18 protein-coding genes are annotated in these 25,095 nt (G+C 65.2%); 5 read left to right on the top strand and 13 right to left on the bottom strand.

What is annotated here, in order from left to right:
• Positions 1–209 precede the first annotated feature (209 nt).
• The 3 genes from QX132_RS21565 to QX132_RS21555 all read left to right on the top strand — a co-directional run bounded on the left by QX132_RS21565 (position 210) and on the right by QX132_RS21555 (position 6,050).
• The gene (locus QX132_RS21565; protein WP_316162818.1) at positions 210–1,808 is read left to right on the top strand and encodes an L-aspartate oxidase; all 1,599 of its coding nucleotides are present in this window, start codon (positions 210–212) and stop codon (positions 1,806–1,808) included.
• Positions 1,809–2,658: 850 nt separating this feature from the next.
• Entirely contained in the window at positions 2,659–3,552 is an 894-nt protein-coding gene (locus tag QX132_RS21560; protein WP_316162817.1) for a hypothetical protein, read from the top strand.
• A gap of 152 nt (positions 3,553–3,704) precedes the next feature.
• Entirely contained in the window at positions 3,705–6,050 is a 2,346-nt protein-coding gene (locus tag QX132_RS21555; RefSeq protein ID WP_316162816.1) for an ABC transporter substrate-binding protein, read from the top strand.
• 4 nt (positions 6,051–6,054) lie between these two features.
• Here the strand turns inward: QX132_RS21555 and QX132_RS21550 are convergent, their stop codons facing one another.
• The 3 genes from QX132_RS21550 to QX132_RS21540 all read right to left on the bottom strand — a co-directional run bounded on the left by QX132_RS21550 (position 6,055) and on the right by QX132_RS21540 (position 11,202).
• The gene (locus tag QX132_RS21550) at positions 6,055–7,536 is read right to left on the bottom strand and encodes a cell wall hydrolase (protein WP_316162815.1); all 1,482 of its coding nucleotides are present in this window, start codon (positions 7,534–7,536) and stop codon (positions 6,055–6,057) included.
• A 439-nt stretch (positions 7,537–7,975) separates the two neighbouring features.
• Positions 7,976–10,939: a pyruvate, phosphate dikinase gene (gene ppdK, locus QX132_RS21545; protein ID WP_315782163.1), complete on the bottom strand. Its 2,964-nt coding sequence runs from the start codon at positions 10,937–10,939 to the stop codon at positions 7,976–7,978.
• 107 nt (positions 10,940–11,046) lie between these two features.
• The gene (locus QX132_RS21540) at positions 11,047–11,202 is read right to left on the bottom strand and encodes a DUF3096 domain-containing protein (protein WP_012042558.1); all 156 of its coding nucleotides are present in this window, start codon (positions 11,200–11,202) and stop codon (positions 11,047–11,049) included.
• A 250-nt stretch (positions 11,203–11,452) separates the two neighbouring features.
• On the opposite strand from QX132_RS21540, the gene QX132_RS21535 reads away from it, so the two are divergent.
• Positions 11,453–11,806, top strand: a complete 354-nt coding sequence (locus QX132_RS21535; protein ID WP_315739966.1) for a DUF1236 domain-containing protein — start codon at positions 11,453–11,455, stop codon at positions 11,804–11,806.
• A 259-nt stretch (positions 11,807–12,065) separates the two neighbouring features.
• Here QX132_RS21535 and glyS read toward each other — a convergent pair whose 3' ends face one another.
• The 7 genes from glyS to QX132_RS21500 form a co-directional block, all read right to left on the bottom strand.
• On the bottom strand, positions 12,066–14,384 hold the full coding sequence (glyS, locus tag QX132_RS21530; protein ID WP_316162814.1) for a glycine--tRNA ligase subunit beta: 2,319 nt from the start codon (positions 14,382–14,384) through the stop codon (positions 12,066–12,068).
• Between the two features lie 3 nt (positions 14,385–14,387).
• Positions 14,388–14,819, bottom strand: a complete 432-nt coding sequence (locus tag QX132_RS21525; RefSeq protein ID WP_316162813.1) for an endonuclease domain-containing protein — start codon at positions 14,817–14,819, stop codon at positions 14,388–14,390.
• 291 nt (positions 14,820–15,110) lie between these two features.
• The gene (locus QX132_RS21520; protein WP_316162812.1) at positions 15,111–16,058 is read right to left on the bottom strand and encodes a glycine--tRNA ligase subunit alpha; all 948 of its coding nucleotides are present in this window, start codon (positions 16,056–16,058) and stop codon (positions 15,111–15,113) included.
• Between the two features lie 128 nt (positions 16,059–16,186).
• Positions 16,187–16,378: a hypothetical protein gene (locus tag QX132_RS21515; protein ID WP_315739963.1), complete on the bottom strand. Its 192-nt coding sequence runs from the start codon at positions 16,376–16,378 to the stop codon at positions 16,187–16,189.
• Positions 16,379–16,484: 106 nt separating this feature from the next.
• Entirely contained in the window at positions 16,485–17,387 is a 903-nt protein-coding gene (locus QX132_RS21510; RefSeq protein ID WP_315739962.1) for a S49 family peptidase, read from the bottom strand.
• 242 nt (positions 17,388–17,629) lie between these two features.
• On the bottom strand, positions 17,630–18,394 hold the full coding sequence (locus QX132_RS21505; RefSeq protein WP_315739961.1) for a tRNA1(Val) (adenine(37)-N6)-methyltransferase: 765 nt from the start codon (positions 18,392–18,394) through the stop codon (positions 17,630–17,632).
• A complete protein-coding gene (locus tag QX132_RS21500) occupies positions 18,387–18,614 on the bottom strand; it encodes a DUF2007 domain-containing protein (RefSeq protein ID WP_315739960.1) in 228 nt (75 codons plus the stop codon). Before QX132_RS21500 ends, QX132_RS21505 begins: the two co-directional genes overlap by 8 nt.
• 135 nt (positions 18,615–18,749) lie before the next feature.
• On the opposite strand from QX132_RS21500, the gene QX132_RS21495 reads away from it, so the two are divergent.
• The gene (locus QX132_RS21495; RefSeq protein ID WP_315739959.1) at positions 18,750–19,760 is read left to right on the top strand and encodes a polyprenyl synthetase family protein; all 1,011 of its coding nucleotides are present in this window, start codon (positions 18,750–18,752) and stop codon (positions 19,758–19,760) included.
• 306 nt (positions 19,761–20,066) lie between these two features.
• Here QX132_RS21495 and QX132_RS21490 read toward each other — a convergent pair whose 3' ends face one another.
• From QX132_RS21490 to QX132_RS21480, 3 genes are all read right to left on the bottom strand, one after another.
• Entirely contained in the window at positions 20,067–20,969 is a 903-nt protein-coding gene (locus QX132_RS21490) for a 4-(cytidine 5'-diphospho)-2-C-methyl-D-erythritol kinase (RefSeq protein WP_316162811.1), read from the bottom strand.
• Positions 20,970–21,138: 169 nt separating this feature from the next.
• Entirely contained in the window at positions 21,139–22,935 is a 1,797-nt protein-coding gene (locus QX132_RS21485; protein ID WP_315773965.1) for a tetratricopeptide repeat protein, read from the bottom strand.
• A gap of 241 nt (positions 22,936–23,176) precedes the next feature.
• Positions 23,177–24,835: an electron transfer flavoprotein-ubiquinone oxidoreductase gene (locus QX132_RS21480; protein ID WP_316162810.1), complete on the bottom strand. Its 1,659-nt coding sequence runs from the start codon at positions 24,833–24,835 to the stop codon at positions 23,177–23,179.
• Positions 24,836–25,095: the final 260 nt, after the last annotated feature.

The following is a 25,095-nucleotide window of genomic DNA, read 5'->3' as shown; positions in this document are numbered from 1 at the left end:
CCGCAGCGGAACTCGCTCATGCGTCCTTGTCCCGGCGCGAAACGTCCTGATGCGCGAGTCGCAAACGACGATTCATCCTGTGCGGGAGTGACCTTCAGAACAGCCGCTATTTGTCGCCAAACACCGATAAACAGCGAAGGAAGTCTCTGAAGAAGAACTAACAGGTACCGCGGTACACATGCGCACGGAATGTGGAATTTGGACATCACATGGACCACGATCAGATCGAGACATCCGGCCACGTCGTGATCGTCGGTGCCGGAGTTGCCGGACTGTTCTGCGCGCTGAAGCTCGCACCGCAGCCGGTCACGCTGATCTCCGCGACCGCATTGGGTGAGGCCTCGTTCGGCGCGACGATGCAGGCCGACATCGCGGCAGCGGTGTCATCCGGCGACAGCCCCGATAGCCATGCCGCCGACATGATCGCTGCCGGTGGCGGCCTGGTCGACGCGACGGCCGCGCTGGCGCTCGCGCGCGACGCTTCGGCTGCAATCGAGGACCTGGTCCGCCTCGGCGTGGCTTTCGATCGTGATCACAGCGGCAGGCTGGCGACGTCTCGTGCGGCTGCGCACACCGCGCGACGGATTCTCAGCGTTCGCGGAGACTTCACCGGACAGGCGATCATCACCGCGCTGTCTCAAGCCGTGCGCGCAACGCCCTCGATCCGCATCATCGAGGGCCATGTCGCCGACGCGCTGCTGACGGAAGACGGCGCGGTGCGTGGCCTGCAACTGCGGCCGACCGACGACGATGCGGCCGCGCCGGTGCTGATCGCGGCGCCGGCAATCGTGCTGGCCACCGGCGGCATCGGCCGTCTGTTCGCCACGACCACCAATCCGCCGCACGCCACCGGCATCGGCCTCGCCATCGCTGCGCGCGCCGGCGCGGTCATTGCCGATCCGGAGTTCGTTCAGTTTCATCCGACCGCGATGATGACCGGTCACGATCCGGCGCCGGTTGTGAGCGAGAGCCTGCGCGGCGCCGGCGCCATCCTGGTCAACCGGCGCGGCCAGCGCTTCATGCTGCCGCGCCATCCGCTGGTCGATCTTGCCCCGCGCGACACGGTGGCGCGCGGCGTGATGGCCGAGATCATCGCCGGACGCGGCGCCTTTCTCGACGCACGCGACGTGCTCGATGACGACGTCGCCGAACGCTATCCGATGCTGCACCGGGCCTGTAACGCCGCGGGGCTCGATCCCACCCGGCAGCCGATTCCGGTGGCGCCGGCGGCGCATTTCCACATGGGCGGGATCGCGGTCGACGCGCAGGGCCGCAGCTCGATCGAGGGGCTTTGGGCGGCGGGTGAAGTCGCCGCGACGGCAACGGACGGCGCCAACCACATCGCCGGCAACGCGCTGCTCGCCGCGCTGGTGTTCGCCCAGCGGATCGCCGAGGATATCTCCGGCCGGACGTTCACCGCGCCCTCCACGCTACAGGACATTGCGTTCGCCGATCCGGCCGGCCCCTGTGCCGGCGCTGCGGCGAGCTCGCTGCGCGAGACGATGACGGCGCAGCTCGGCGTCATTCGCGACGAGGAGCGGCTGGCGGAGGCCATCGCCGCGATTGCCAGGATGGAGCGCGACGCCGGCAGCCCGAGGCTGCGCAACATGGCGAGCGCCGCGCTGCTGATCGCCACCGCGGCCTGGAGCCGGCGCGAGAGCCGCGGCGCGCATTGCCGCGCCGATTGCCCGGCCGAGAATCCGAGCTTCGCGCAGCGGACGATGACCACACTGGCCGCTGCCCGCGAGATCGCCGACGAGCTCGCGGCACGGCCGACGGCGCGGCAGTCGCGGCCGTTGAGCGCGTAGCAAGAGCTGATCCGACTGCGTCACGACGGAGCTCGGCAGTCGCGTTTTCACCGTCATTCGTGATCACCGTCATTCCGGGTTCAGGGCCTGCGGCCTTGTCCCGGAATGACGGTGCTCATGACGAAGCAGCCATCGTCGCCCAATACAGATATTACGACTCGTTGTTATTTGCTGCCTCGCCGGTATTTGGGAGCAGGCACGATGTAATTAGTGCGTGCCGTGTCGGCCGCGTGCATCCATTGATCCGCGGGCGCTGGACGAACAAATCGGCCGTACCGTTGCGCTGGTGCTCGTCGTCATCACGCGCACGATCTGAGCGGCCCTCGCCAATGAGTTGGACGAGGCCTTTCGTCGAAGCAGATCACCGGCTGACGCTGATGCGAATCGCCGCACGGATCGAGCACATCCTCTACGCGCGCGACTAATTCGCATCGATCTGTGGGGATACGCCACATGCTCCTGCGCCATGGCTTCAGATCGTTCTCGGCCAGACGCCGCCGCACTATCTCGTGCGCCCCGGCGCCGACGGCATTTACCAGCACCAACTAAATGGCTGGACAGGTTCGCCATGATTTCGGCAAAAGAACCGCAGAACCTGTACAAATAAGAAAAAGAGATGGTCGAAATTTAGCGGTGCTCAAGTAGTAGCGCGCGTTTTGTCCGTCCTGCTGACGAGGAAATGGGAATTCACGGCTGCCAGATCGCCGATTCACCGCTTGGCATGGCCATAGATTCGGTCATCGGTCTCGCCGCCGGTTTGGAAGCCGAGTCGCCGAGCAGAAAGGCGCCAAACGGTCCAGGGAGTGTTGCGGGGCGACGCGATGGCGCGTGTCCGCAGGAGTAGTTGAGGATGAGTTCCTTATTGCGGAGTAGCGGATCGCGGATCACCGTGGGTGATGCGCAGAGCGAACGTTGGCGCCCGGCAAAGCCTGCCGCTTTGTCCAACAGCCTCGCGCATGCGACGTCTGCGCCTGATGAGGATGCGGCCATCGATCTCTCCCGGCCGTGGTGGCAAACCGCTTCAGCGGTTGACGATGCGCCGATGCCAATGGCGCCAGCAGAAGCGGACCGATCCTGGCAGATCCCTTCACTCGATCCCGTCGTGATGCCTCCACCTCCGCCCGAACGGCTCGAATTCGATTCTGTTTTCCGGTTCGGTGCCGCAGTGGCCGCGCTTGCGTGCCTCGCGTTCTTTGCGGTGCGCATCATGCAGGCTCCGAACATTGAAACAGTTACGAAGTCTGAAGCGACCGCTTCATCGTCTCCCCGAAACTTCGGGACAGCGGGGAAATCGAAATCCGATGACGGCCAAGCATCGCTGGACGCCGCGGCGCACACGATCGGACGGGCCGATTCGATCATGGCGTCGATCCCGATCGTCAAGCCGGCTCCGGGCGGAGGCGAGACCCCGCAGTCAATTCCGCCGAAAGCATCTCGGACCATCGCGACCAGGAGCCCTGCACCGGCGGCCGCGTCTGCGCTGACCAAGAACGAGATCAGCGAAATGCTGAAGCGCGGACGCGATCTCATCGGCGCGGGCGACGTTGCGAGTGCCCGCCTGATCCTGGCGCATGTCGCGGAAGCGGACGCCGAAGCATCACTGACGCTGGCCGGCACTTATGACCCCGCGATCTTGTCCAACCTGAAAGCCGTTGGCGTCGCGCCCGATCCGGCCAAGGCCCGCGCCTGGTACGCGAGAGCCGCCGAACTCGGGTCACTCGAGGCTCGACGGCGGCTCGAGTGACCCGAGCTTCGAAACCGGGTGATCCAGCGCGGTCTCACGCCGGTCGCTGCGCAGGAATTGCGGCGGGGCGCGGACCGCCGGATCCTGGTCGATGGTGTCGTGCGGGCGACGCGCGTCCCCGCAAAGTGTTGTGTTGCGTGATGAGGTCCATGATGGGAATGTTTGATCGTCTGTTGCAACCGGCCTTGTCGTCGGCGCCCCGTGGTCCTCGGCTGCTTGGCGCGCCGGGTTCTCCGACCGTGGCGTTGCTCCTCGTGCTTGCCGCCGTGCCAGGCCTGGCGCGTGCTGCCGAGGGCGAGATCCGGATCGGCAATACGACGCCCTACAGCGGGCCGGCCGCCGCCTACGGCAGCGTGAGCAAGGTCATCTCCGCCTATTTCCAGAAGGTGAATGACGAGGGCGGGATCAGGGGCCGCAAGATCACCTACATCTCCTATGACGACGGCTATAATCCGCAGAAGACGGTGGAGCTGACACGACGGCTGGTGGAGGAAGACAAGGTCGACGTCATCTTTGCGAGCGTTGGAACAGCGACCAGCGCGGCGGTGCGGCCTTATCTCAACGCAAACAAGATACCGCAATTGTTCGTCGGCTCCGGCGCCTCGATCTGGGATCAGCCTCGCGACTATCCTTGGACCATGGGAGCGCAACCCAGCTACCAGATTGAAGCTCATATTCACGCGCAATATCTGCTCGAGCAACATGCCGGTGGCACGCGCATCGGTGTGCTTTATCAAGACGACGAGTTCGGCAAGGACTATCTGAAGGGTTTGAAGGACGGGCTCGGCGGCAAGCTGCCGATCGTCGCGGAAGCGGCTTACGCGGTCACCGATGCCGACATCAATCAGCAGATCGCGAAGCTGAAGACCGCCGGAGCCAACATCCTGGTCGACGTCAGCACCCCGAAATTCACGGTGCTCGCGATCCGCCGCCTCGCCGAGCTCGGCTGGAGACCCGAGCACATCATCCCCACGGTTTCGGATTCGGTTGCCACCGTGCTGCAGCCTGCAGGCCTGCAGAACGCGGAAGGAGTGCTTTCCGCCACCATCCTGTACGAGGGCGGTGTGCAGGGCGGCGATCCCGGCTTCGCCGAGTGGTCCGCGTTCATGGATCGCTACGCGCCTGCAATCAGCAAGAACAACAGCTTGGGAATCGTGGGCTACGCGCTTGCCAACCTGATGGTTGCGGTCCTGCGCAATTGCGGCGACGACTTCTCCCGCGACAACATCATGAGGCAGGCGCGTTCCTTGAAGGGGACGCCAATTCCCATGTTGATTCCCGGGATCGTCGCCAATACCAGCGCCAGCGACCACGCGCCGATCGAGCAGATGCAGATGAAGCGTTTCGTCGATGGCCATTGGGAACGGTTCGGGCCGGTGCGCAGCGGAATCGACCCGGGTGCGGTCAGCGATTCCTTCAAGGCGATCTTCCGCTATGCGTCGGCCAAGCGGGACCTCGCGAGCCAGCTCAACGCCAATACGGTGAGCCTGATGACGGGCTCGTATGGCAGCACCTATTCCCAGATGGGCGCCGACGTCGCCTCGGTCCTCAATGACGGCATCAACCTGCGGGTCATGCCGGTCCTCGGCAGCGGCTCGGTTCAGGCGGTGGCCGACATCCTCATGCTCAAGGGCGTCGACGTGGGAATCGTGCGCAAGGACACGCTGTCCTATCTCGAACGCAAGGACTTCGCGAGCAACATCCGCAATCAGCTCGTCTACGTCACCAAGATGTTCAACGAGGAAATGCATGTTCTGGCACCGCGATCGATCCGCACCATGCGGGAGCTCGACGGCAAGACCGTTGCGGTCGACCTGCCGGACGGCAGCACCTTCGTGACCGCGATCAACGTGTTCGAGCGGCTCGAGATCAAGCCGCATCTGCTCTATATCGAGCCGCGCATCGCGCTCGAAATGTTGCGCAAGGGGGAGATCGACGCGATGATTGCGGTCGACGGCAAGCCGGTGCCCTGGCTCAGCCAGATCACGGATGCCAATCTGCATCTCGTCCCGGTCGGCTACGACAAGACCTTGCGCGAGGATTACCTTCCATCCAAGCTCACCGCGGACGACTACCCCAACCTGATCTCCAATTCCGAGTCGGTGGAAACGATCGCAGCAGAGGCAATCCTGGCGTCGTATAATTGGCAGCCGGGAAGCGACCGCGATCGCCGGCTGTCGCTGCTGGTCGAGTCGCTGTTCTCGCGCATGTCGCAGCTGCAGCGGCCTCCCTTCCATCCGAAATGGCAGGAGATGGCGCCCCGCGCGCCGGTCGCCGGCTGGACCAGGTTCCGGGCCGCGCAGGAATGGCTCGATGGGACGACACGGATTCCGGCGGCCACTACGGCCACCGTTAAACCGTCGAAGCCGGTCGCGGCCGCCGCACCGTCCCCGCGCATTCCTGTCACGGCAAAGCCGGCGGCCGCAACGCCGCCGGACCAGGCGCGCCAGACCGAGTTGTATCGCCGCTTTCTCGAGTGGAATGCGACGCGTCGCTAGATGATTAGCGCCGCGTCCAGTTCGGATTGCTCTCGGCCTCGCTCTTGGCGGCCTCGGTGAGCTCGGCCGAAATGGCTGCGGTCTGCTGCGGCGTGCCCCAGCTCGGCGCGTCGCTGCCGTCGCCCCATTTCTTCGGCCGGTAGAAGGTGTGAACGCCAAACTTGTACATGCGCTTCATCTCGGCGACCCAGGACGGCCGCACCCAATAGGCATGATAGTGGGTCGACTTGCCCACCTCCGGCAGCCAGATCAGCCCGTCCAGCATGGCCTTCGCGATCTTCTTGGCGCGATCCCACATCTCGGGCTCGCGGATCACATCCGGATTGTTGTCGCAGGCGAAGGTGAACTGGCAGGCGAAGTGGCGGTATTTGTTCTGGTAGACGACGCCGCACACCGTCGTCGGATAATAGCCGGAGAACGCCCGGTTCAGCACGACCTGCGCCACGGCCATCTGGCCGCGCACCGCCTCGCCGCGGGATTCGAAATAGATCGCTTCGGCAAGGCACTTCTCGGACTTGAAGCGCGCCTTCTCGTCCGTGAGGCTCAACCGTTCGGCCGGAGTCCTGTCGCGCTGATTGTCGGTGTTGACCTCGCCTTTCGGCGCGATGCTCTCGCCGCCATCACCGGCCTTGGCGGCATCGTCGGCCGGATGTGACAGCACCGCCATCGGCTTGAGGTCCGGATCCGGCATCACGATCAGCGGCGCCTCGCCCGGCAGCCATGTCTCCATGGTTCCGGCGGCAACGCCCAACGACGACGTGCCGAAATAGAGGTTGGACGTCTTGATGTTGAGGCCGTCATAGCTGACGGCGCCATCTGCCAGAATTTGGTCGGCGGCAGGCTTCAGCTCGCCCGATGGCTGGATCTCGGACTTCGCCGCGTCGTACTGCACGAGCGGCGGCGCGCTCAGCGCCTCCTGCAATTCGGGATCGAGTGCAGAACGCTGCGGGAGTGGCGCCTGCGCCGGCGCTTCCGTCGTCTTGGCGCCGAACACCGAGGAATTCGAATCCGGTTGCGTCGATGGCGTGGGTGCGGGCTCGGAGGGCGCAGGCTCGACGGGCGCGGCCGATTCGGTCGGCTGCGCCGACGGCGTCGGGGGGCGCACGACGAGACGATCGCCCTTCAGCGTGCGATCGACCTTGGGGAAGTCGGAGGCCTGATAGCGTGGCGGAACCTGCAGCGCCGGATTGCGCGGCGTCGATCCGGTGATGTCGAGATCGCGCCCATCGAGGCTTGCGAGGCGGATGCTCACCGCCTGCGGCGCCGAGGTTCCGATCGGACGACCGAAACTATAGGTGGCGAGCTGAATGGAGGCCGCAGCCGAGAACACACGCTTCTGCCAGCGTTCGGCGACGCCCGGCTGGCGGGCGAGCAGAGAAGCGATGTCTTGATACCCGGTCTCTGTCGGCATCAGAGCGAAGACGCAGAGACCGAGTCCGAAGGACGCAAATCGCGCGCCCTTCGGATCGGGACGCAGAACTAACATCGATACGCTCAACGCAACGCTTACTGGATCGACCGAACAACAGTGCTTCCGTGCAATTCGATCTTCTCTCTTCGTATCGGGTTTAGGTTGCCGAGGAGTTAATCCGCGTTGCAATTGTGAAACAGGCAAGCGGGGAAGTTGCAGAGCGCCGAGCGATCGAGATGCTTGGTAAACAGCGCACCGACGAGAACGGGTGAACATTCAGTCAACAGATGCGGTGAATGAAAATCATCTGCACATCATGAGGCGGAGTGTTCCATCGGCCTGTGACGTTCGCTCTCTCCACTCGTCATTCCGGAGCGCCCCCGGAATGACGGCGGTGGTGGAGAAGAAGTGCACCTTGCGTCACGTGCGCGCCGCATCGCGACGAACCCTCACCAATGAAAAAGGCCGGCAACATGTGCCGGCCTTCATCAGGATTAGATCGATCGCAGCAGGATCAGGCCTGGCTCGCGATCTCCTTGCCGAGCGCGGATTGCGCGGCGGCGAGGCGCGCGATCGGCACGCGGTAGGGCGAGCACGACACGTAGTTCATGCCGACCTTGTGGCAGAACGCGACCGAGGCGGGATCGCCGCCATGCTCGCCGCAGATGCCGACCTTGAGGTTGGGTCGCGTGGCGCGGCCGCGCTCGACGCCGATCTTGACCAGTTCGCCGACGCCCTCGCGGTCGATCGAGATGAACGGATCGATCTCGAGAATGCCCTTGGCGACGTAGGCGCCGAGGAAGCTGCCGGCGTCGTCGCGGCTGATGCCGTAGGTCGTCTGCGTCAGGTCGTTGGTGCCGAACGAGAAGAACTCGGCGGCCTCCGCGATCTGGCCGGCCATCAGCGCAGCGCGCGGCAGCTCGATCATGGTGCCGACCTGGTACTCCAGCTTGGCGCCGGTCTCGCGGATCACGGCCTGCGCCATCGCGTCGATGCGCGCCTTGACCAGGTCGAACTCCGCCTTGGTGGCGATCAGCGGCACCATGACCTCGAGGCCGACGGCCTCGCCGGTGCGCTTCTCGGCCTCGACCGCCGCCTCGAAGATCGCGCGCGCCTGCATCTCGGCGATCTCCGGATAGGCGATGGCGAGACGACAGCCGCGGAAGCCGAGCATCGGGTTGAACTCCGACAGCTCGCGGGCGCGGTCGGCCAGGCGCCGCGGATCGGTGTTCATCGCGCGGGCGACTTCCTCGACCTCGGCCTGGGTGTGCGGCAGGAACTCGTGCAGCGGCGGATCGAGCAGGCGGATCGTGACCGGCAGGCCCTTCATGATCTCGAACAGCTCGACGAAGTCGGCGCGCTGCATCGGCAGCAGCTTGGCGAGCGCGGCGCGACGCTCCTGCTCATCCTCGGAGAGAATCATCTCGCGCACCGTGCGGATGCGCGTCTCCTCGAAGAACATGTGCTCGGTGCGGCACAGGCCGATGCCCTCGGCGCCGAACTTGATCGCGGTGCGCGCATCCTCCGGCGTGTCGGCATTGACGCGCACGCCGGTCTCACGCACGGCATCCGCCCAGCCCATCAGGGTGCCGAACTCGCCGGACAGCTCCGGCTCGATCATCGGCATGCGGCCGGCCAGCACCTGGCCAACGGAGCCGTCGATGGTGATGACGTCGCCGGTCTTGAAGGTGCGGGAGCCGATGCTCATCGTGCCGCGGCCGTAGTCGACGCGGATGGTGCCGCAGCCGGACACGCAGGGCTTGCCCATGCCGCGCGCGACGACGGCGGCGTGCGAGGTCATGCCACCGCGGGTGGTGAGAATGCCCTCGGCGGCGTGCATGCCGTGGATGTCCTCCGGCGAGGTCTCGATGCGGACCAGGATCACCTTGCGACCGTCGGCCTGCAGCTTGGTGGCCTCGTCCGAGGAGAACACGATCTCGCCGGATGCCGCGCCCGGCGAGGCCGGCAGGCCGGTGGCGACCACGTCGCGCTTGGCGGAGGGATCGATGGTCGGATGCAGGAGCTGATCGAGCGAGGCCGGATCGACGCGGAGCACGGCGTCGCTCTGCGAGATCAGGCCCTCATTTGCGAGCTCGACCGCGATGCGCAGCGCCGCCTTGGCGGTGCGCTTGCCGCTGCGGGTCTGCAGCATCCACAGCTTGCCGCGCTCGACCGTGAACTCCATGTCCTGCATGTCACGGTAGTGCTTCTCGAGCAGCGTGTAGATGCGGGTCAGCTCGTGGAAGGCGTCGGGCATCGCGACTTCCATCGACGGCCGGTCCGAGCCGGACTCCCGACGCGCGTCCTCGGTGATGTCCTGCGGGGTGCGGATGCCGGCGACGACGTCCTCGCCCTGCGCGTTGATCAGGAACTCGCCGTAGAGCTTGCTCTCGCCGGTCGAGGGATTGCGCGTGAAGGCGACGCCGGTGGCCGAGGTGTCGCCCATGTTGCCGAACACCATGGCCTGGACGTTGACGGCGGTGCCCCAGGATTCCGGAATGTCGTGCAGCTTGCGATAGGTCACCGCGCGCGTGTTCATCCAGGATGAGAAGACGGCGCCGATCGCGCCCCACAACTGGTCGTGCGGGTCCTGCGGGAAGTCCTTGCCGGTCTCGTGCGCGACCGCGTCCTTGTATTTGCCGACCAGCATCTCCCAGTCCTCGGAGCTCAGATCGGTGTCGAGCTGATAGCCCTGGGTGTCCTTGAAGCTGTCGAGGATGTCCTCGAAGTGATGGTGCTCGAAGCCGAGCACGACATCCGAATACATCGTGATGAAGCGGCGATAGCTGTCGAAGGCGAAGCGGCGATCGCCGGACAGCGAGGCCAGCGCTTCCACCGTCCGGTCGTTGAGACCGAGATTGAGCACGGTGTCCATCATGCCCGGCATCGAGGCGCGGGCGCCGGAGCGCACCGAGACCAGCAGCGGGTTCTCCGGATCGCCGAACTTCTTGCCGGTCAATTTGCCGATGTAGTCGAGCGCCTTGTCGACCTGCGACTGCAGCTCCTTCGGATAGGTCTTGTCGTTGGCGTAGAAGTAGGTGCAGACCGAGGTCGGAATGGTGAAGCCCGGAGGCACCGGCAGGCCGAGATTGGCCATCTCGGCCAGATTGGCGCCCTTGCCGCCGAGCAGGTCGCGCAGGCCGGCTTTGCCTTCGGCCTTACCGTCACCGAAGGTGTAGACCCACTTGTTCGGCTTGATCGCGGTGACCGCGCTCTTGGCCGGGGCCTTCGCAGCCGACGCCTTCACAGCCTTGGCGACCGGCTTGGCAGCCGTCTTGGCCGGCTTCTTCGGAGCGGTTTTCACTGGCGCTTTCGGTGCAGACCTGGGCGCGACCTTGGCCGGGGCCTTGGCGACGGGCTTCGACGCCGTCTTGAGCGCCTTGCGCGGTGGAGCGAGTGCTGCGGTCTTGGCCTTGCCCGGCTTGGAAGGCTTTGATTTCGCTGTAACTTTCTTAGACTTCGCTACCGCTTTGGCCATGAGGTGCTTCGATCCGCAAATGGGAGGAGAAATCGCGCGCCTTACACCACTTTGGGCGCCGCGGCGCAAGCTCGGGGGTTCCCGACCTTGGGACTAGAACCTGGGGACTAGAAGTGGAGCCACTTCAGCAGGCCCATGCCAATCAGGCCGTTCAGGATGAGGAAGATCGCGACGATCAGGTTCAGCAGGCGCGGCATGATCAGGATCAGGACGCCGGCGATCACGGACATGATCGGCGAGATATGGGCAACGGTCAGGGTCATCGACAAGCTCTGAATGATTGAAGGACGAGGCTGGGGCGATTCGATTTGGCCGGACTTTATCCTGGCCCATCGTGGCGGAATAGGAGACGCACGGCACGAGTTCCGGTTCCCCCACCGCTGAATCTGCCGCAAAAATGCCGCCGGTTCCACGTGGCCCCGCGCGGAACGATGACCTGTTGCCGGCATTGGGAAGCAGGTGCCGGCACGCGCCGGTTTCTCTCAGCGATCAACAGCTCAGGAGTCCCGTCCCATGCGAACCCATCTCACCCTTGCTGCCCTCATGGCCGCACTCGTGATACCGGCGGCCGCACAGGCGCAATCCTACACGACGGGCGTCGGGCGCAGCGTCGTGGTCGAGGAGGACGCTCCAGTGATCACGGTCGAGCGACGGCCGGAGTTTCGCGAATATGTCGTCCGCGAGCGTGTTCCCAACTATGTGATCCCCGATCGCGTCGTTGTTGGCACCGTGCTGCCAGAGTCCGGTGTTACATATTACGACGTTCCGCAGCGCTTCGGTGCGACACCTTATCGCTACACCGTGGTCAACGGCGAAACTGTCCTGGTCGAACCGCGATCGCGGCGGATCATTCAGGTCGTTGAATAGTTATAGAGCTGCATTTGGTCGCCAACGCCCCCGCAAGCGGCCAGATGTAAAAGGCCCTGCCCGGTTCCCCCCGCCGGGTAGGGCTAATTTTTATTGGCGCGTAACTTGTAGGGTGGGCAAAGCGGCCGCCGAAGGCGGCAGCGTGCCCACCATTCGGCAGCAACTCCGCTGAGAGACGGTGGGCACGGCGCCATTGCGATCGCGGGACGTGGGGATAGCACGGCAGCGCCTTTGCCCACCCTACGTTGCGATAGGGCGATCAGCCCTCGATCTTTGAGAAGTCGGCCACCGCACGCGTCGCGCTGCGGATCTCGTTCAAGAGCTTCAGCCGGTTCTCGCGGATCTTGGCGTCGTCATCGTTGACCTTCACCTTGTCGAAGAACGCATCGACCGCCGGCCGCAGCTTCGCCATCGCGTGCATGGCCGCGGCAAAGTCTTCCTTGGCAACGGCAGCGCCGGCTTCCGAGCCAACCTCGCCGATCGCCTTCGCCAGTGCCTTTTCCTCGTCCAGCCTGTAGAGCGCCGCATCCGGCGCGCCGTCGAACTTGCGCTTGTCCTTCTTCTCCTCGATCGCGAGGATGTTGGACGCGCGCTTGGTGCCGGCGAGCAGGTTCTTGCCGTCGTCGGTCTCGAGGAATTTTCCGAGCGCCTCGACGCGGCGGACGACCATCAGCAGGTCATCCTTCATCTCCTCTTCCGGCGGAGGCTCACGATCCAGGGCCTCCTGGCTGCCGGCTGCTTCGATGAGATCAAGTTTGGCTGCACCACTTCTCACGGCATCCGACCGCCACCAAGGGGAAGGTGATGTCGCGAAAACGGCATCGACAAGATCGTGCCGGGCGCCTTGCTCACGAAGTTGCACTTTCAGACGGTCGGCGAAGAATGAGATGAGATCGACAACTGCCACTGGGACGCTGCGTCTACCAAACGTTTCCGCATCCACCCTCACAACAAACGTAGTGAACCCAGGCTTCTCACTACTCTCCACCTGCTTCACTTCGTTCCCCACTTCGCGCGCGCGAATTGCCGTGGCCAGTTGGAAAAACCAAGGCCCGCAGATACTAGCGAGGTGAAGTCGGAGATTATTTTCCAAGATGATCCGGATCACACCTAAAGCCGCGCGACGCAGCGCATACGGATCCTTCGATCCCGTCGGCTTTTCTTTGATCGCCCAGAATCCGACCAGCGTGTCGAGCTTGTCGGCGAGCGCCACGGCCACCGATACCGGATCGGTCGGCACGCGATCACCAGGTCCCTGCGGCTTGTAGTGCTCCTCGCAGGCTGCGGCGACGGAGGCGTCCTCGCCCTGGGCCAGCGCGTAGTACTTGCCCATCAGCCCCTGCACTTCCGGGAACTCACCGACGACCTCGGTGAGCAGGTCGGCCTTGGCGAGCTTGGCGGCGCGCGCGGTCTTCGCAGCATCGGCGCCGACCAGCGGCGCGATCTCAGCGGCGAGCGTCTCGATGCGGGCGATGCGCGCCGCCTGGGTGCCGAGCTTCTCGTGGAACACGATCTGCTCGAACTTCGGCAGCCGGTCCTCGAGCTTCGTCTTCAGGTCCGTCTCGTAGAAGAACTTCGCGTCCGACAGCCGGGCGCGGATGACGCGCTCGTTGCCGGCGATGATGGTCTTGCCGCCGTCGGTCGCCTCGATGTTCGCGGTCAGGATGAACTTTGGCGCCAGCCCGCCGGTCTTGGGATCGCGCACCACGAAGCATTTCTGGTTGTTGCGGATGGTGGCGCGGATCACCTCGCCGGGGACCTTGAGGTACTCCGGATCGAACGAGCCCATCAGCACGACCGGCCATTCGACCAGGCCCGCGACCTCGTCGAGCAGCACGGGGTCCTCGACCAGCTCATAGCCTTGCGCAAAAGCGAGCTGCTTGGCGTCGGTGACGATGGTGTCCTTGCGGCGGTCAGGATCGAGCACGACCTTGGCGTCGAGCAGCTTGGCCTCATAGTCCTCGAAACGCCTCACCGAGATTGGCGCGGGCGCCATGAAGCGATGGCCGTAGGTGGTCTGTCCCGCCTCGATGCCGTCGACGGCGAAGCCGATGACGTCCGGCTCCTCGGTCTCAAGGCCGAAAGTGGCGGTGATCGCATGCAGCGGCCGCACCCAGTTCAACGCGCCGGGCCTTTCCGAGCGCTTGCCCCAGCGCATCGATTTCGGCCAAGGGAACGTTCTGATGATCACCGGCAGCATCTCGGCGAGCACGTCGAGCGTGGCGCGGCCGGGCTTCTCGATCAGGGCGACGTAGAAATCGCCCTTCTTCGGATCGCGCTGGATCGTCGCCTCCTCGATCGAGGACAGGCCGGTGGCCTTGAGAAAACCCTGGATCGCCGCATCGGCACCACCGACGCGCGGGCCCTTGCGCTCCTCCTTGAGATCAGCCTGTCGCGCCGGGATGCCGTGCACGGTCAGCGTCAGCCGCCGCGGCGTCGCGAATGCCTTGGCGCCCTCATAGACGAGGCCCTCGGCGACCAGCTTGTCGGTCACCATGCGGCGCAGATCCTCCGCCGCCTTAGCCTGCATGCGCGCAGGAATTTCTTCGGAGAACAGTTCGAGAAGGAGGTCGGGCATGTCTCAAGTCTCTCTGCACGAAGAACCACGCTCCCCTGGAGGGGGAGGGTCGCCTGCCGTAGGCAGGTGGGGCGAGGTGACCGCGATCTCCGTGTGAATGGCTTCGAGCACCGCCTCAGTCCTGGTCATAACGTCGTTGTTCCAAAATCGCAAAACGCGATAGCCTTCCGAGTTGAGCCAGCGCGTCCGGGCCTCGTCGCGCTGGCTGTTCGCATCTTCTCCGTGCTGCGACCCATCCACCTCGATGACGAGACGACGGGCCAGACAGGCAAAATCAGCAACATAGGGACCGATGACGACTTGTCGTCTGAAGTGGGTCCCGTCGATCTCGAGGCGTCGTAGGTAGCGCCACAGAATGTCTTCGGCGGCCGTGGTGTTTTCGCGCAGCCGTTTCGCGGTTCGGCGTTTGAAATCGCTGATCGGCCGTTTGCCCATCTGCCACCTTCACCCCACCCCGCTCGCCCGCTTCGCGTGCGATCGACCCTCCCCCTCCAGGGGAGGGTGGTCATGTCCTGGCGCCCCTCCCGGCCCCAGGGCCACCCTCCCCTGGAGGGGGAGGGTCGATTGCTCATGCGAATGCATGAGCAATCGGGGTGGGGTGACAGTCTATCCATCATCAACAGTGTTCCAGCCGAGAGATCACCCCACCCCGGCACGCATCTCGCTTCGCTCGATCGCGTGCCGACCCTCCCCCTCCAGGGGAGGGTGAAGGGTCAGCCTTCGCGCTCAACCGGCTGACGCCGCCCCCGCCCCGCCCGCCTCCGTATGCAGCCAGGCTTCGCCGCAGGCTTTGGCGAGCTCGCGGACGCGCAGGATGTAGCTCTGGCGCTCGGTGACGGAGATGACGCCGCGGGCGTCGAGCAGGTTGAAGACGTGGCTCGCCTTGATGCACTGGTCGTAGGCGGGCAGCGCCATCAGATGCGCCTCGCGCTTGTCGTCCTTCCAACCGGCATCGAGATATTTGCGGCAGGCGCCCTCGGCCATCTTGAACTGCTCGAACAGCATGTCGGTGTCGGCATGCTCGAAATTGTGCCGGGAATATTCGCGCTCGGCCTGCAGGAAGACATCGCCATAGGTGACCTTGGCGTCGCCGTCGCGGCCGTTGAAGTTGAGGTCGTAGACGCGGTCGACGCCCTGCACGTACATCGCCAGCCGCTCGAGGCCATAGGTGAGCTCGCCCGCGACCGGCGCGCATTCGAAGCCCGCGACCTGCTGGAAATAGGTGAACTGCGACACCTCCATGCCGTCGCACCAGCACTCCCAGCCGAGACCCCAGGCGCCGAGCGTCGGGCTCTCCCAGTCGTCCTCGACGAAGCGGATGTCGTGCACGGCGGCGTCGATGCCGATGGCGCCGAGCGACTTCAGGTACAGCTCCTGAAGGTTCGGCGGCGACGGCTTCATGATCACCTGGAACTGGTAGTAGTGCTGCATCCGGTTCGGATTCTCGCCGTAGCGGCCGTCCTTCGGCCGCCGCGACGGCTGCACATAGGCGGCATTCCACGACTTCGGCCCAAGCGCGCGCAGGGTCGTCGCCGGGTGGAAGGTGCCTGCCCCCATCTCCATGTCGTAGGGCTGCAGGATCACGCAGCCCTGCTCGGCCCAGAACCGCTGCAGGGCCAGGATGAAGCCCTGGAACGAACGTTCGGGGCGCATGTGCAGAGGTAGCGAGTCCATCGTCGGTATCGGTCTTTCGCAGGCGTCGGAAAAGCGCGCGGACCGTATCGGCGGGGACATCAGGAATCAAGGCAATAGGGTCTCCGAACGGCGGCGACGTGCCGTCGCTCGAAGACCAGCGGCTCGCGTCAGCCCGGCCGGTAGGCGCCCGTGACGGGATCGCGGCGCAGAGTCTTGATCTCGGCGGTCTGCGCGGCCTCGGCGACGCGCGACAGTCGCGCCTCTTCGAGCTCCCGGTTGATCTTCTGAGCGGCCTTGTAGGCCCAGCGAACCACGGCAAGCCCGCCCAGCATACCCGCGAAAGCAACGAACGGCGGCATTGGTCGATCCTCGTTCATGAACAGAGCCACCCCGATTCCCATTGTCGCCGATCCCGGTTCCCCCCGCAATCCGGATTGCGAGGGGCGAAATGGCGCGGCCTCCAGTCTAGAACCCAAAACGGGCCCAGATCGCCCGGGTTTCGGCCGCGGAGATCAGCTCCTCGGCCAGCCCCGTCCAGCCGAATCCCAGGCTGCCGGCGCCCGCGGCGCGGCGGCCGAGCAGACCCGACAACAGGCCGGACGCCGGCGCCACGACAGGCGTTGCAACCTTGTCGCCGAAGCGGGTGCGCAGGACGGCGCGGAGGTCGCCGATAGCGTCCGCCAGCCCCAGCGTGACGGCGCTGTCGCCGGCCCAGTACTCGCCGGTGAACAACACATCGTCGGCGCCCTTCAGCCGGGTCGCGCGGCTCTCCTTGACCAGCGAGATGAACAGCGCGTGGATCTCGCGCTGGATCTTCTTCAGCCGCGCCACGTCGTCGGGATTCTCCGGCAGGAACGGATCGAGCATCGCCTTGTGCTCGCCGGCCGTATACAGCCGGCGCTCGATGCCGATCTTCTTGATCAGGTCCTGCAGCCCGAACGAGCCGCCGACCACGCCGATCGAGCCGAGGATCGAGGAGGGATCGCAGAAGATCTCGTCGCCGGCGCAGGCGATCATGTAGCCGCCGGAGGCCGCGACGTCCTCGACGAACACGAGCACCGGCAGCTTCTTCTCCGCGGCGAGCTGGCGGATGCGCAGATAGATCTGGCGCGACTGCACCGGCGAGCCGCCGGGCGAATTGATCACCAGCGCCACGGCCTTGGCGTTGCGCATGGAGAAGGCGCGCTCCAGCACCTTGGCGACGCCCGCAAGCGTCAGCCCCGGCCGCAGCGGCGTCACTGCGCCGATCACGCCGGACAGGCGGACGACCGGCACCACCGGTACGCCGCGCAGCCGCGCCGGAAGCAGCGTCTTCAGGCGATCGAAGAGTCCGGCTGCATCGCTGGGTTGTGTCAAATTGTCCACCATCCTGTTACCTCGGATTAACCACTTTTTATCGCGCCGCTGCCATTCAAAGGGCTGGAACGAGCCTTGCAATCTCCTGGGCAATCGCACGGCGAGCCAAGGTGCAGAGTGCGGCGGAGGAATACATGAAGGTCTACCTGTTGATGCTGCTGATCGGTACTCTATTGACTGCGATCCGTTTCACGACGGTAACCGAACGCCAGTCCGAAGCTCAGACGCAATAACGCCCGACCACGATCAACCGTTCAGGGGGTGCTCAAAGCCAGCGCCCCCTGCCCCGACAGCACACGCACGGCCTCGTCATTCGGCACGCCTGCCGCCTCATTCAGCACCACTCCGGCGAGAATCTGGGTCGGCGCCCGCCCTCCCTTAACGGCCCTGACCAGGATACGGATCGCCGGCTGCCCCGCTTGGCCGTGAACCGGTTGAATCGCGAGACTGCCGAAGCCGCGCGCCAGCGCCGCGACGACCTCGCTCAAACCATCGGCCCGCCAGATCAAGGTCAGCACGCCACCGGATTTCAGCATCCGCCGCGCGGCATGCGTCCAGATCTCCAACGTCGTCGCCGTTGCCATGTGCGCGGTCGCGCGCGCGGCGTCGGGCGAGGCACGGTGGCGCGCGGCATCGTGGAACGGCGGATTCATCAGCACCACGTCGACACTGTCGGGCCCGAGCCCTGCGGCAGCGAAAGCGGCCGCGTCCGCGGCGATGTCCAGCACCACGACCTCCGCCGGCAAGGCATTGGCGCGTGCGTTGTCGCGCGCGAGGCACGCCAGATCCGGCTCGCGCTCGACCAGCGTCAAGCCGAGACCGCCGACGCGCCGGGCCAAGGCCAGCCCGGCCGTCCCCACGCCGGCACCGAGATCGACCACGCGATCGCCCGAACGCGCGGCCGTCGCCGCCGCCAGCAGGATTGCATCGTGGCCGGCACGATGGCCCGTCGTGGGCTGCCGCAGCCGCAATTGGCCGCCGAGCACGGCATCCTCGGAAATGTCGACAGCGTCACTCATCAGGGCGCAGTTCATGCGCCAGACCGGCGTCGGTGAGAAGCCGCCGAGCCTGGAGATTGTCGTCCTCATGCACGAGGATCCTGCGCGGCAGGATGCCGAGCGAGCCCTCGATGACGCTCATGTTCTGATCGAGCACGAGGTGATGGATGTCGGCGCCGTCGAGTAGCGCCCCTATCGCCGAAACCAGCACGATATCATTGGTCCGAACCAATTCCTTCAATCGTTATGTCTCCATGCGGGCTTGGGTCAAGAAGGGTTGGGCAAGAAGGCTCGGGTCAAGGTTCCGTGTCTGCCCTTGCCGCCTGCGGCCGCAGTTTCTATTGTCGTTTCGAGCATAGCAAAATCGGAGACCAGAGTGGCGGTTATCGTACCTTTCGAGAGTCCATCGGGAGCCTCCATCGATGGGCTGGTCGCGCTGGTCGCAGCCGACATGGAACGGGTCAACGCTACGATTTTGTCGCGCACCGGCTCGGACGTCACGATGATCCCGGAGGTCGCAAACCACCTGATCTCCTCCGGCGGCAAGCGGCTGCGGCCGATGCTGACGCTGGCGATGGCTCATCTCACCGACTACACCGGCGATGGTCACGTCAAGCTCGCCGCGGCCGTCGAGTTCATGCATACGGCGACGCTGCTCCATGACGACGTGGTTGACGAGAGCGAAATGCGCCGCGGCAAATTGTCGGCGCGCATGCTGTGGGGCAACGAGGCCAGCGTGCTGGTCGGCGACTTCCTGCTCGGCCAGGCGTTCCGCATGATGGTCGAGGTCGGCTCGCTGCGCGCGCTCGACATTCTCTCGGCCGCCGCAGCCACGATTGCCGAAGGCGAGGTGATGCAGCTTGCCGCCGCCAAGAACACCGCAACGACCGAGGACGAATATCTCGCCGTGATCCGCGGCAAGACGGCGGAACTGTTCGCTGCCGCCTGTGAGGTCGGCCCGGTGCTCGCCGACCGTCCCAAGGCCGAGCAGGCCGCATCCCGGTCTTTCGGCATGAATCTCGGCATCGCCTTCCAGCTCGTCGACGACGTGCTCGACTATGGCGGCAAGGCCGCCAAGCTCGGCAAGAATGTCGGCGACGATTTCCGCGAGGGCAAGATCACGCTGCCGGTGGTGCTCGCGTTCCGCCGCGGCAGCGACAGCGAGCGTGCCTTCTGGATCAAGGCGCTGGAGCGCGGCGAGATCAGCGATCACGATCTCGACCATGCGATCGGGCTGATGAACAAGCACCGCGCCTTGGAGGACACGATCAGCCGCGCGCATCACTATGGCGCGATGGCCGTCGACGCGCTGGCGCTGTTCCCGGCGTCACCGATGAAGGCGGCGCTGGAGCAGGTGGTGGCGTTCTGCCTGGCGCGGTCGCATTAGTTCGTCCGTCTGCCGAGAGACCGTCACCCAAGCAAGTTCTGTAGGGTGGGCAAAGGCGCCCTGCCCAGCTGATGCGACAAATCACGCTGCAATGGCGCCGTGCCCACCATCGGGCGTCGTGCCCCGCGGTCAGACGGTGGGCACGGCACCGCCACAACCTTGTGCCGGGCTGCAGCCAGGCTGCGCCTTTGCCCACCCTACGAATCATCAGCGCGCCGGCATCGCGAGGAGCGTAGCGACGACGCGATCCAGGGCCGCAGCAAAGAGTCTCGATGCTTCGCTCGCAACGAGGGCCGAGCCCGCAAACTAGCTCAGCGTCCCCGCATGCACCCACCACTCCGGGTGCGCGGCTGCGATCGCAGCGCCGGCCGACTTTGCATCCGCCTCGCTGCCATAGATCGCAAAGCACGTCGCGCCGGAGCCGGACATGCGAGCGAGCAGGACGCCTGAACTCGCGCGCAGCGCGTCGAGCACCGTGCCGATGATCGGCTGCACCTTCAGGGCGGGCGGCTCCAGATCGTTCTTCACCTGATCGAGTGCAGCGACCCAGTCTCCGACCGACGCTCCGGCCTGCGGCCAGGACGGCGCCGTGAGGACATCGGTCACGCCGACCAGCAGGTCGCCAGGCTTCAGGCCGAGCGCCTGGAACACGTCCTTGGTCGCGACCGGCACCCGCGGATTGATCATCACGCAGGGCAGGACGGGAAGCGCAAGCGGCTGCAGGTTCTCGCCGACGCCGGTCATGGTGCAGGCGCGCGAGGGGACGCAAACCGGCACGTCGGCGCCGGTTTTCAGGGCAACCGCAGTGAGGCGCGGATCGTCCAGCGACAGGCCGTTCAGCTTCGCCAACAACCGCAGCGCCGCTGCGGCATCGGCCGAGCCGCCGCCGATGCCGGCGGCGACCGGCAGCACCTTCTCCAGCGTGAACGCGCCGAGCTTCAGGCCGGGAACGGCCTCCGCCAGCAGACGCGCCGCCTTCAGCACCAGATTGTCCGTGGTCTCGCCACAGGCCTCTGCGAGAGGTCCGGTCGTGGTCAGCGTCAGCTCCGCCCCCGGCACCAGCGCGAGCTGGTCCGCGCAATCCGCAAAGGCGACGACGCTTTCGAGATCATGATAGCCGTCGACCCGGCGGCCGACGACCCGCAGGGTCAGATTGACCTTGGCGCGCCCCTGCTCCTGCAGCGCGCCGGTGACCGTGGACGCCAACATCGGCGCAATGCCCCCAGCATGTTCGGTGGTGGAGCTCAGATGCCAACTCGCCGCGGCCCGAGGCCGAAACGAACGTGGCCGGCAACCGCCACACGCTTCATCAAAATCATCCGGGCTCCCCGGCAAGCCGAGGAGCCCGTGATGGCTCTCACATCGTAATCAGGACGACCTAGCCGCCCTTGCCGTCGTCCTTCTTGGCGTCGGACGGCGTATCCTTGGTGTCGTTGCTGGCCGCAGCGGGTGCCGGATCATCAGTCAGGCCGTTCTGGATCTTGGCCTCGATCTTCGGCAGCTCCTCGGCCTCGGGCTTCAGGTCGCGGGCATGGGCCCACTGGAACTTGGCTTCCAGCTTGCGGCCGATGCGCCAATAGGCGTCGCCGAGATGGTCGTTGATGGTCGGATCCTCAGGCTTGAGGTCGATCGCGCGCTCGAGGTTCTTGACCGCCTCCTCGTAATTGCCGATGCGGTAATAGGCCCAGCCGAGCGAGTCGACGATGTAGCCATCGTCCGGCCGCTGCTCGACGGCACGCTTGATCATCTTCATGCCTTCGTCGAGATTGATGCCCTGGTCGATCCAGGAATAGCCGAGATAGTTCAGCACATGCGGCTGGTCAGGCTGCAGCTCGAGGGCCTTGCGCATGTCGGCCTCAGCCTTCGGCCACTGCTTGGAGCGCTCCAGGCAGATGCCGCGGTAGTAGTAATAGACGCTGTTGGCCTTTTCATTGTTCACCGGCAGCGAATCGACGCCGAGCGAATAGGTCTTGGCGCAGTCGGCGAACTTCTTGCGGCCGCGCTCGATGTTGCCGAGCGCCATGATCGCCTCGAGATCCTTCGGATCCTGCGCAATGACGTCCTTGAGGATCTTGATCGCCTCGTCGCTGCGGTCGGCGCTGTCGAGATCGGTGGCGAGCTGGATCTGCGCATTGCGCTTCAACGGCGAGCTCGCCGGCACCCGCTCATAGACCTTGATCGCCATCTGCGGCTTCTTCACGGTCTCGTAGAGATCGGCGAGCGACAGCAGCGCCAGCGGATGATTCGGCTGCAGATGCAGCGCGAGCTGCAGATAGACCAGCGCCAGATCCTCGCCGCCGCGGCGGCTCAAAGTGGCGCCGATGCCGTACAGCGCCTCGGCGGCGCCGGCCTGCGCCGAATCGACCAGCGACGGCAGCTTCTTGCCGGCCTTGGTCTCGCGCAGGCCCTCCTGCACCAGCGGATGGCGCGCGAGCTTCTTGTCGAAGGCTTCATAGATCGCGGTCGCGGCGGCCGCATCCTTGTTGCGCGACAGCCAATGCGCATAGGCCTCGGTGATGCGCAGCATCGAATCGTCGAGCTTGTAGGCGCGCTCGAACCGCGTGCCGGCGTCCTTCTCCTTGCCGGCCAGCTCCAGGATCATGCCGGCATGGAGGTCCTTGAACAGCGGATACCATTCGGGACCAGTCAGCTTGTCGATATTGGCGACGGCGGTCTTCGAATCGCCCGCACCGGCCGCGGCCCACGCCGACAGCAAGGTGGCGACGAGATCGGTGATCGGCCCGCGCACCGACTGGTTGATGTTGGTCTGGGCGGCTGTGTATTTCTTCTGCTTGATGTCCTGCACGCCGACAACGAGGCGCGCGATGCGGTTCGCCTTGTCGATCGTGAGCACGCGCTCGGCCAGCTTCACGGCCTCGTCGATGTCGCCATCGGCGACCGAGGAGATGAAGGCGCGGTCGAGCAGCTCGTTGTTCTTCGGGTCGCTACGTAGCGCCGAGCGGTAGAACGCCGCCGCCGAGGCCGCGTCGCGCTCGACGCTGGCGTGGCGGGCCGCCAGATAGCTGCCCGAGGTGGTGAGCGACTTCAGATCGACGCTGGTCGGAAACTTCGCGGCGTTATCCGCAGGATGATCCGGCGTCTGGGCCAGGACGGCACCGGGGAGCAGCAAGGCAGAAACGGCAATTGCGGTCCAGCGATTGCGAATTGACAACATCACGGTGCGCTCTGGTTGTTGGAAATGACGGATCGGTACGGACAGGACCCCGATCGGCAGCTCTTCAAGGCGCCGACAATGCCGCGTTTGGCGGCCAACCGCAAGGATTTGCAGGATATTCGGGTCAGCCGGAGGCCCCTTTGGCGAAGGTGACCTGCGTCAAACCGCGCCAGTATGGCCGTATCGTGGCCGGCTGCCCTCCCCGGAGCAGCCGACTCACGCAATCGTGCGTTATGCGAGGCTACATCGCCTCGTAGTTCGGCCCACCGCCTCCTTCCGGAGGAACCCAGGTGATGTTGCCGTTGGGATCCTTGACGTCGCAGGTCTTGCAGTGGACGCAGTTCTGCGCGTTGATCACAAAGCGCGGGGTGGCGCCCTCCTCGACCCATTCGTAGACGCCCGCAGGGCAATAGCGGTTGGATGGCCCGGCATAGACGTCGTGCTCGGAGCTCTTCTGCAGCGCCATGTCGGCGACCTTCAGATGCACCGGCTGGTCTTCCTCGTGATTGGTGTTGGACAGGAACACCGAAGACAACCGGTCGAAGGTCAGCTTGCCGTCCGGCTTCATCGCAGGCTTCGGCTGATGCGCCTTGGCCGGATCAAGCGTCGCGCGATCGGGCTTGACGTGCAACTGGGTGCCGAACAACGAGAAACCGAGCGTGTTGCACCACATGTCGAAGCCGCCGAGCGCGACGCCGAGCACCGTGCCGAACTTCGACCATAGCGGCTTGACGTTGCGGACCTTGAACAGATCCTCGCCGACTGGCGAGCCGCGCCAGGCGTTCTCGTAACTGACCAGCTCGTCATTGGCGCGGCCGGATGCGAGCGCGGCATTGACGTGCTCGGCCGCGAGCATCGCGCTGCCCATCGCGTTGTGCACGCCCTTGATGCGCGGCACGTTGACGAAGCCCGCGGCGCAGCCGATCAGCGCGCCGCCGGCGAACGACAGCCGCGGCACCGACTGATAGCCGCCTTCGGTGATGGCGCGTGCGCCGTAGGCGAGGCGCTTGCCGCCTTCGAACACGCCGCGGATCGACGGGTGCGTCTTGAAGCGCTGGAATTCCTCGAACGGCGACAGATAGGGATCGTCGTAGTTCAGGTGGACGACGAAACCGACTGCGACGAGATTGTCGTCGTAGTGATACAGGAACGAGCCGCCGCCGGTCTTCATGTCGAGCGGCCAGCCGAAGGAATGCTGGATCAGCCCCTTCTGGTGCTTGGCAGGATCGATCTGCCAGACTTCCTTGAGGCCGATGCCGAATTTCGCCGGCTCGCTCTTGGCGTCCAATGCGAATTTCGCGATCAGCTGCTTGGACAGGCTGCCGCGCGCGCCTTCCGCGAACAGCGTGTACTTGCCGAGCAGCTCCATGCCGCGCGTGAACGAGGATTTCGGCTTGCCGTCCTTGCCGATGCCCATGTCGCCGGTGGCGATGCCGCGCACCGCGCCCTGCTCGTCATAGAGCACCTCGGTGGCCGCGAAGCCCGGATAGATCTCGACGCCGAGCGCCTCGGCCTTGCGCGACAGCCAACGGCAGACATTGCCGAGCGAACCGATGTAGCAGTGATGGTTGTCCATCAGCGGCGGCATCGCGAAGCCCGGCAGCGAGATCGCGCTGCTCTCGGTCATCCAGAAGAACTTGTCGACCTTGACCTGGGTCTTCAGCGGGCAATCGTCGTCCGAGCGCCAGTCGGGGATGAGCTTGTCGAGCGCGGCCGGATCGATCACCGCACCGGACAGAATGTGCGCGCCGACCTCGGAGCCCTTCTCGACCACGACGATGTTGAGGTCGGCATTGAGCTGCTTCAGCCGGATCGCGGCGGACAGGCCCGAGGGGCCGGCGCCGACGATGACGACGTCGAACTCCATGGATTCGCGCGGAGGTAATTCTTCGGTGCTCATCTCTCTCGATCTCAGGCCCGGCCGGTGCAGGGGACCCGACCTCTGCCGCCCCCTGGCGCGTGCAAAGGTCAAACCCGGAGCTGCAATGGCAACAATGACTTAACTAGGGTTCCTGAAGGCGTTGACCGTTCGCTGAAGACTGGTCCGGAGGGGGAGCGACGGCTGGCGCCGGAACACTAGGGCGTTCCGTCCCTTTTTGGGTTATTCCAAACTCTTGTTTCCGATTTTTCGGGGCAGGACAACCACCGAAATGCATTCCG

The sequence above is a fragment of the Bradyrhizobium sp. SZCCHNRI20481 genome, assembly GCF_032485055.1.
In the GTDB taxonomy this organism is placed as follows: Bacteria; Pseudomonadota; Alphaproteobacteria; order Rhizobiales; family Xanthobacteraceae; genus Bradyrhizobium.
Note: the sequence above shows the minus strand (reverse complement) of the source record. Positions and strands in the feature narration are given on the sequence as shown.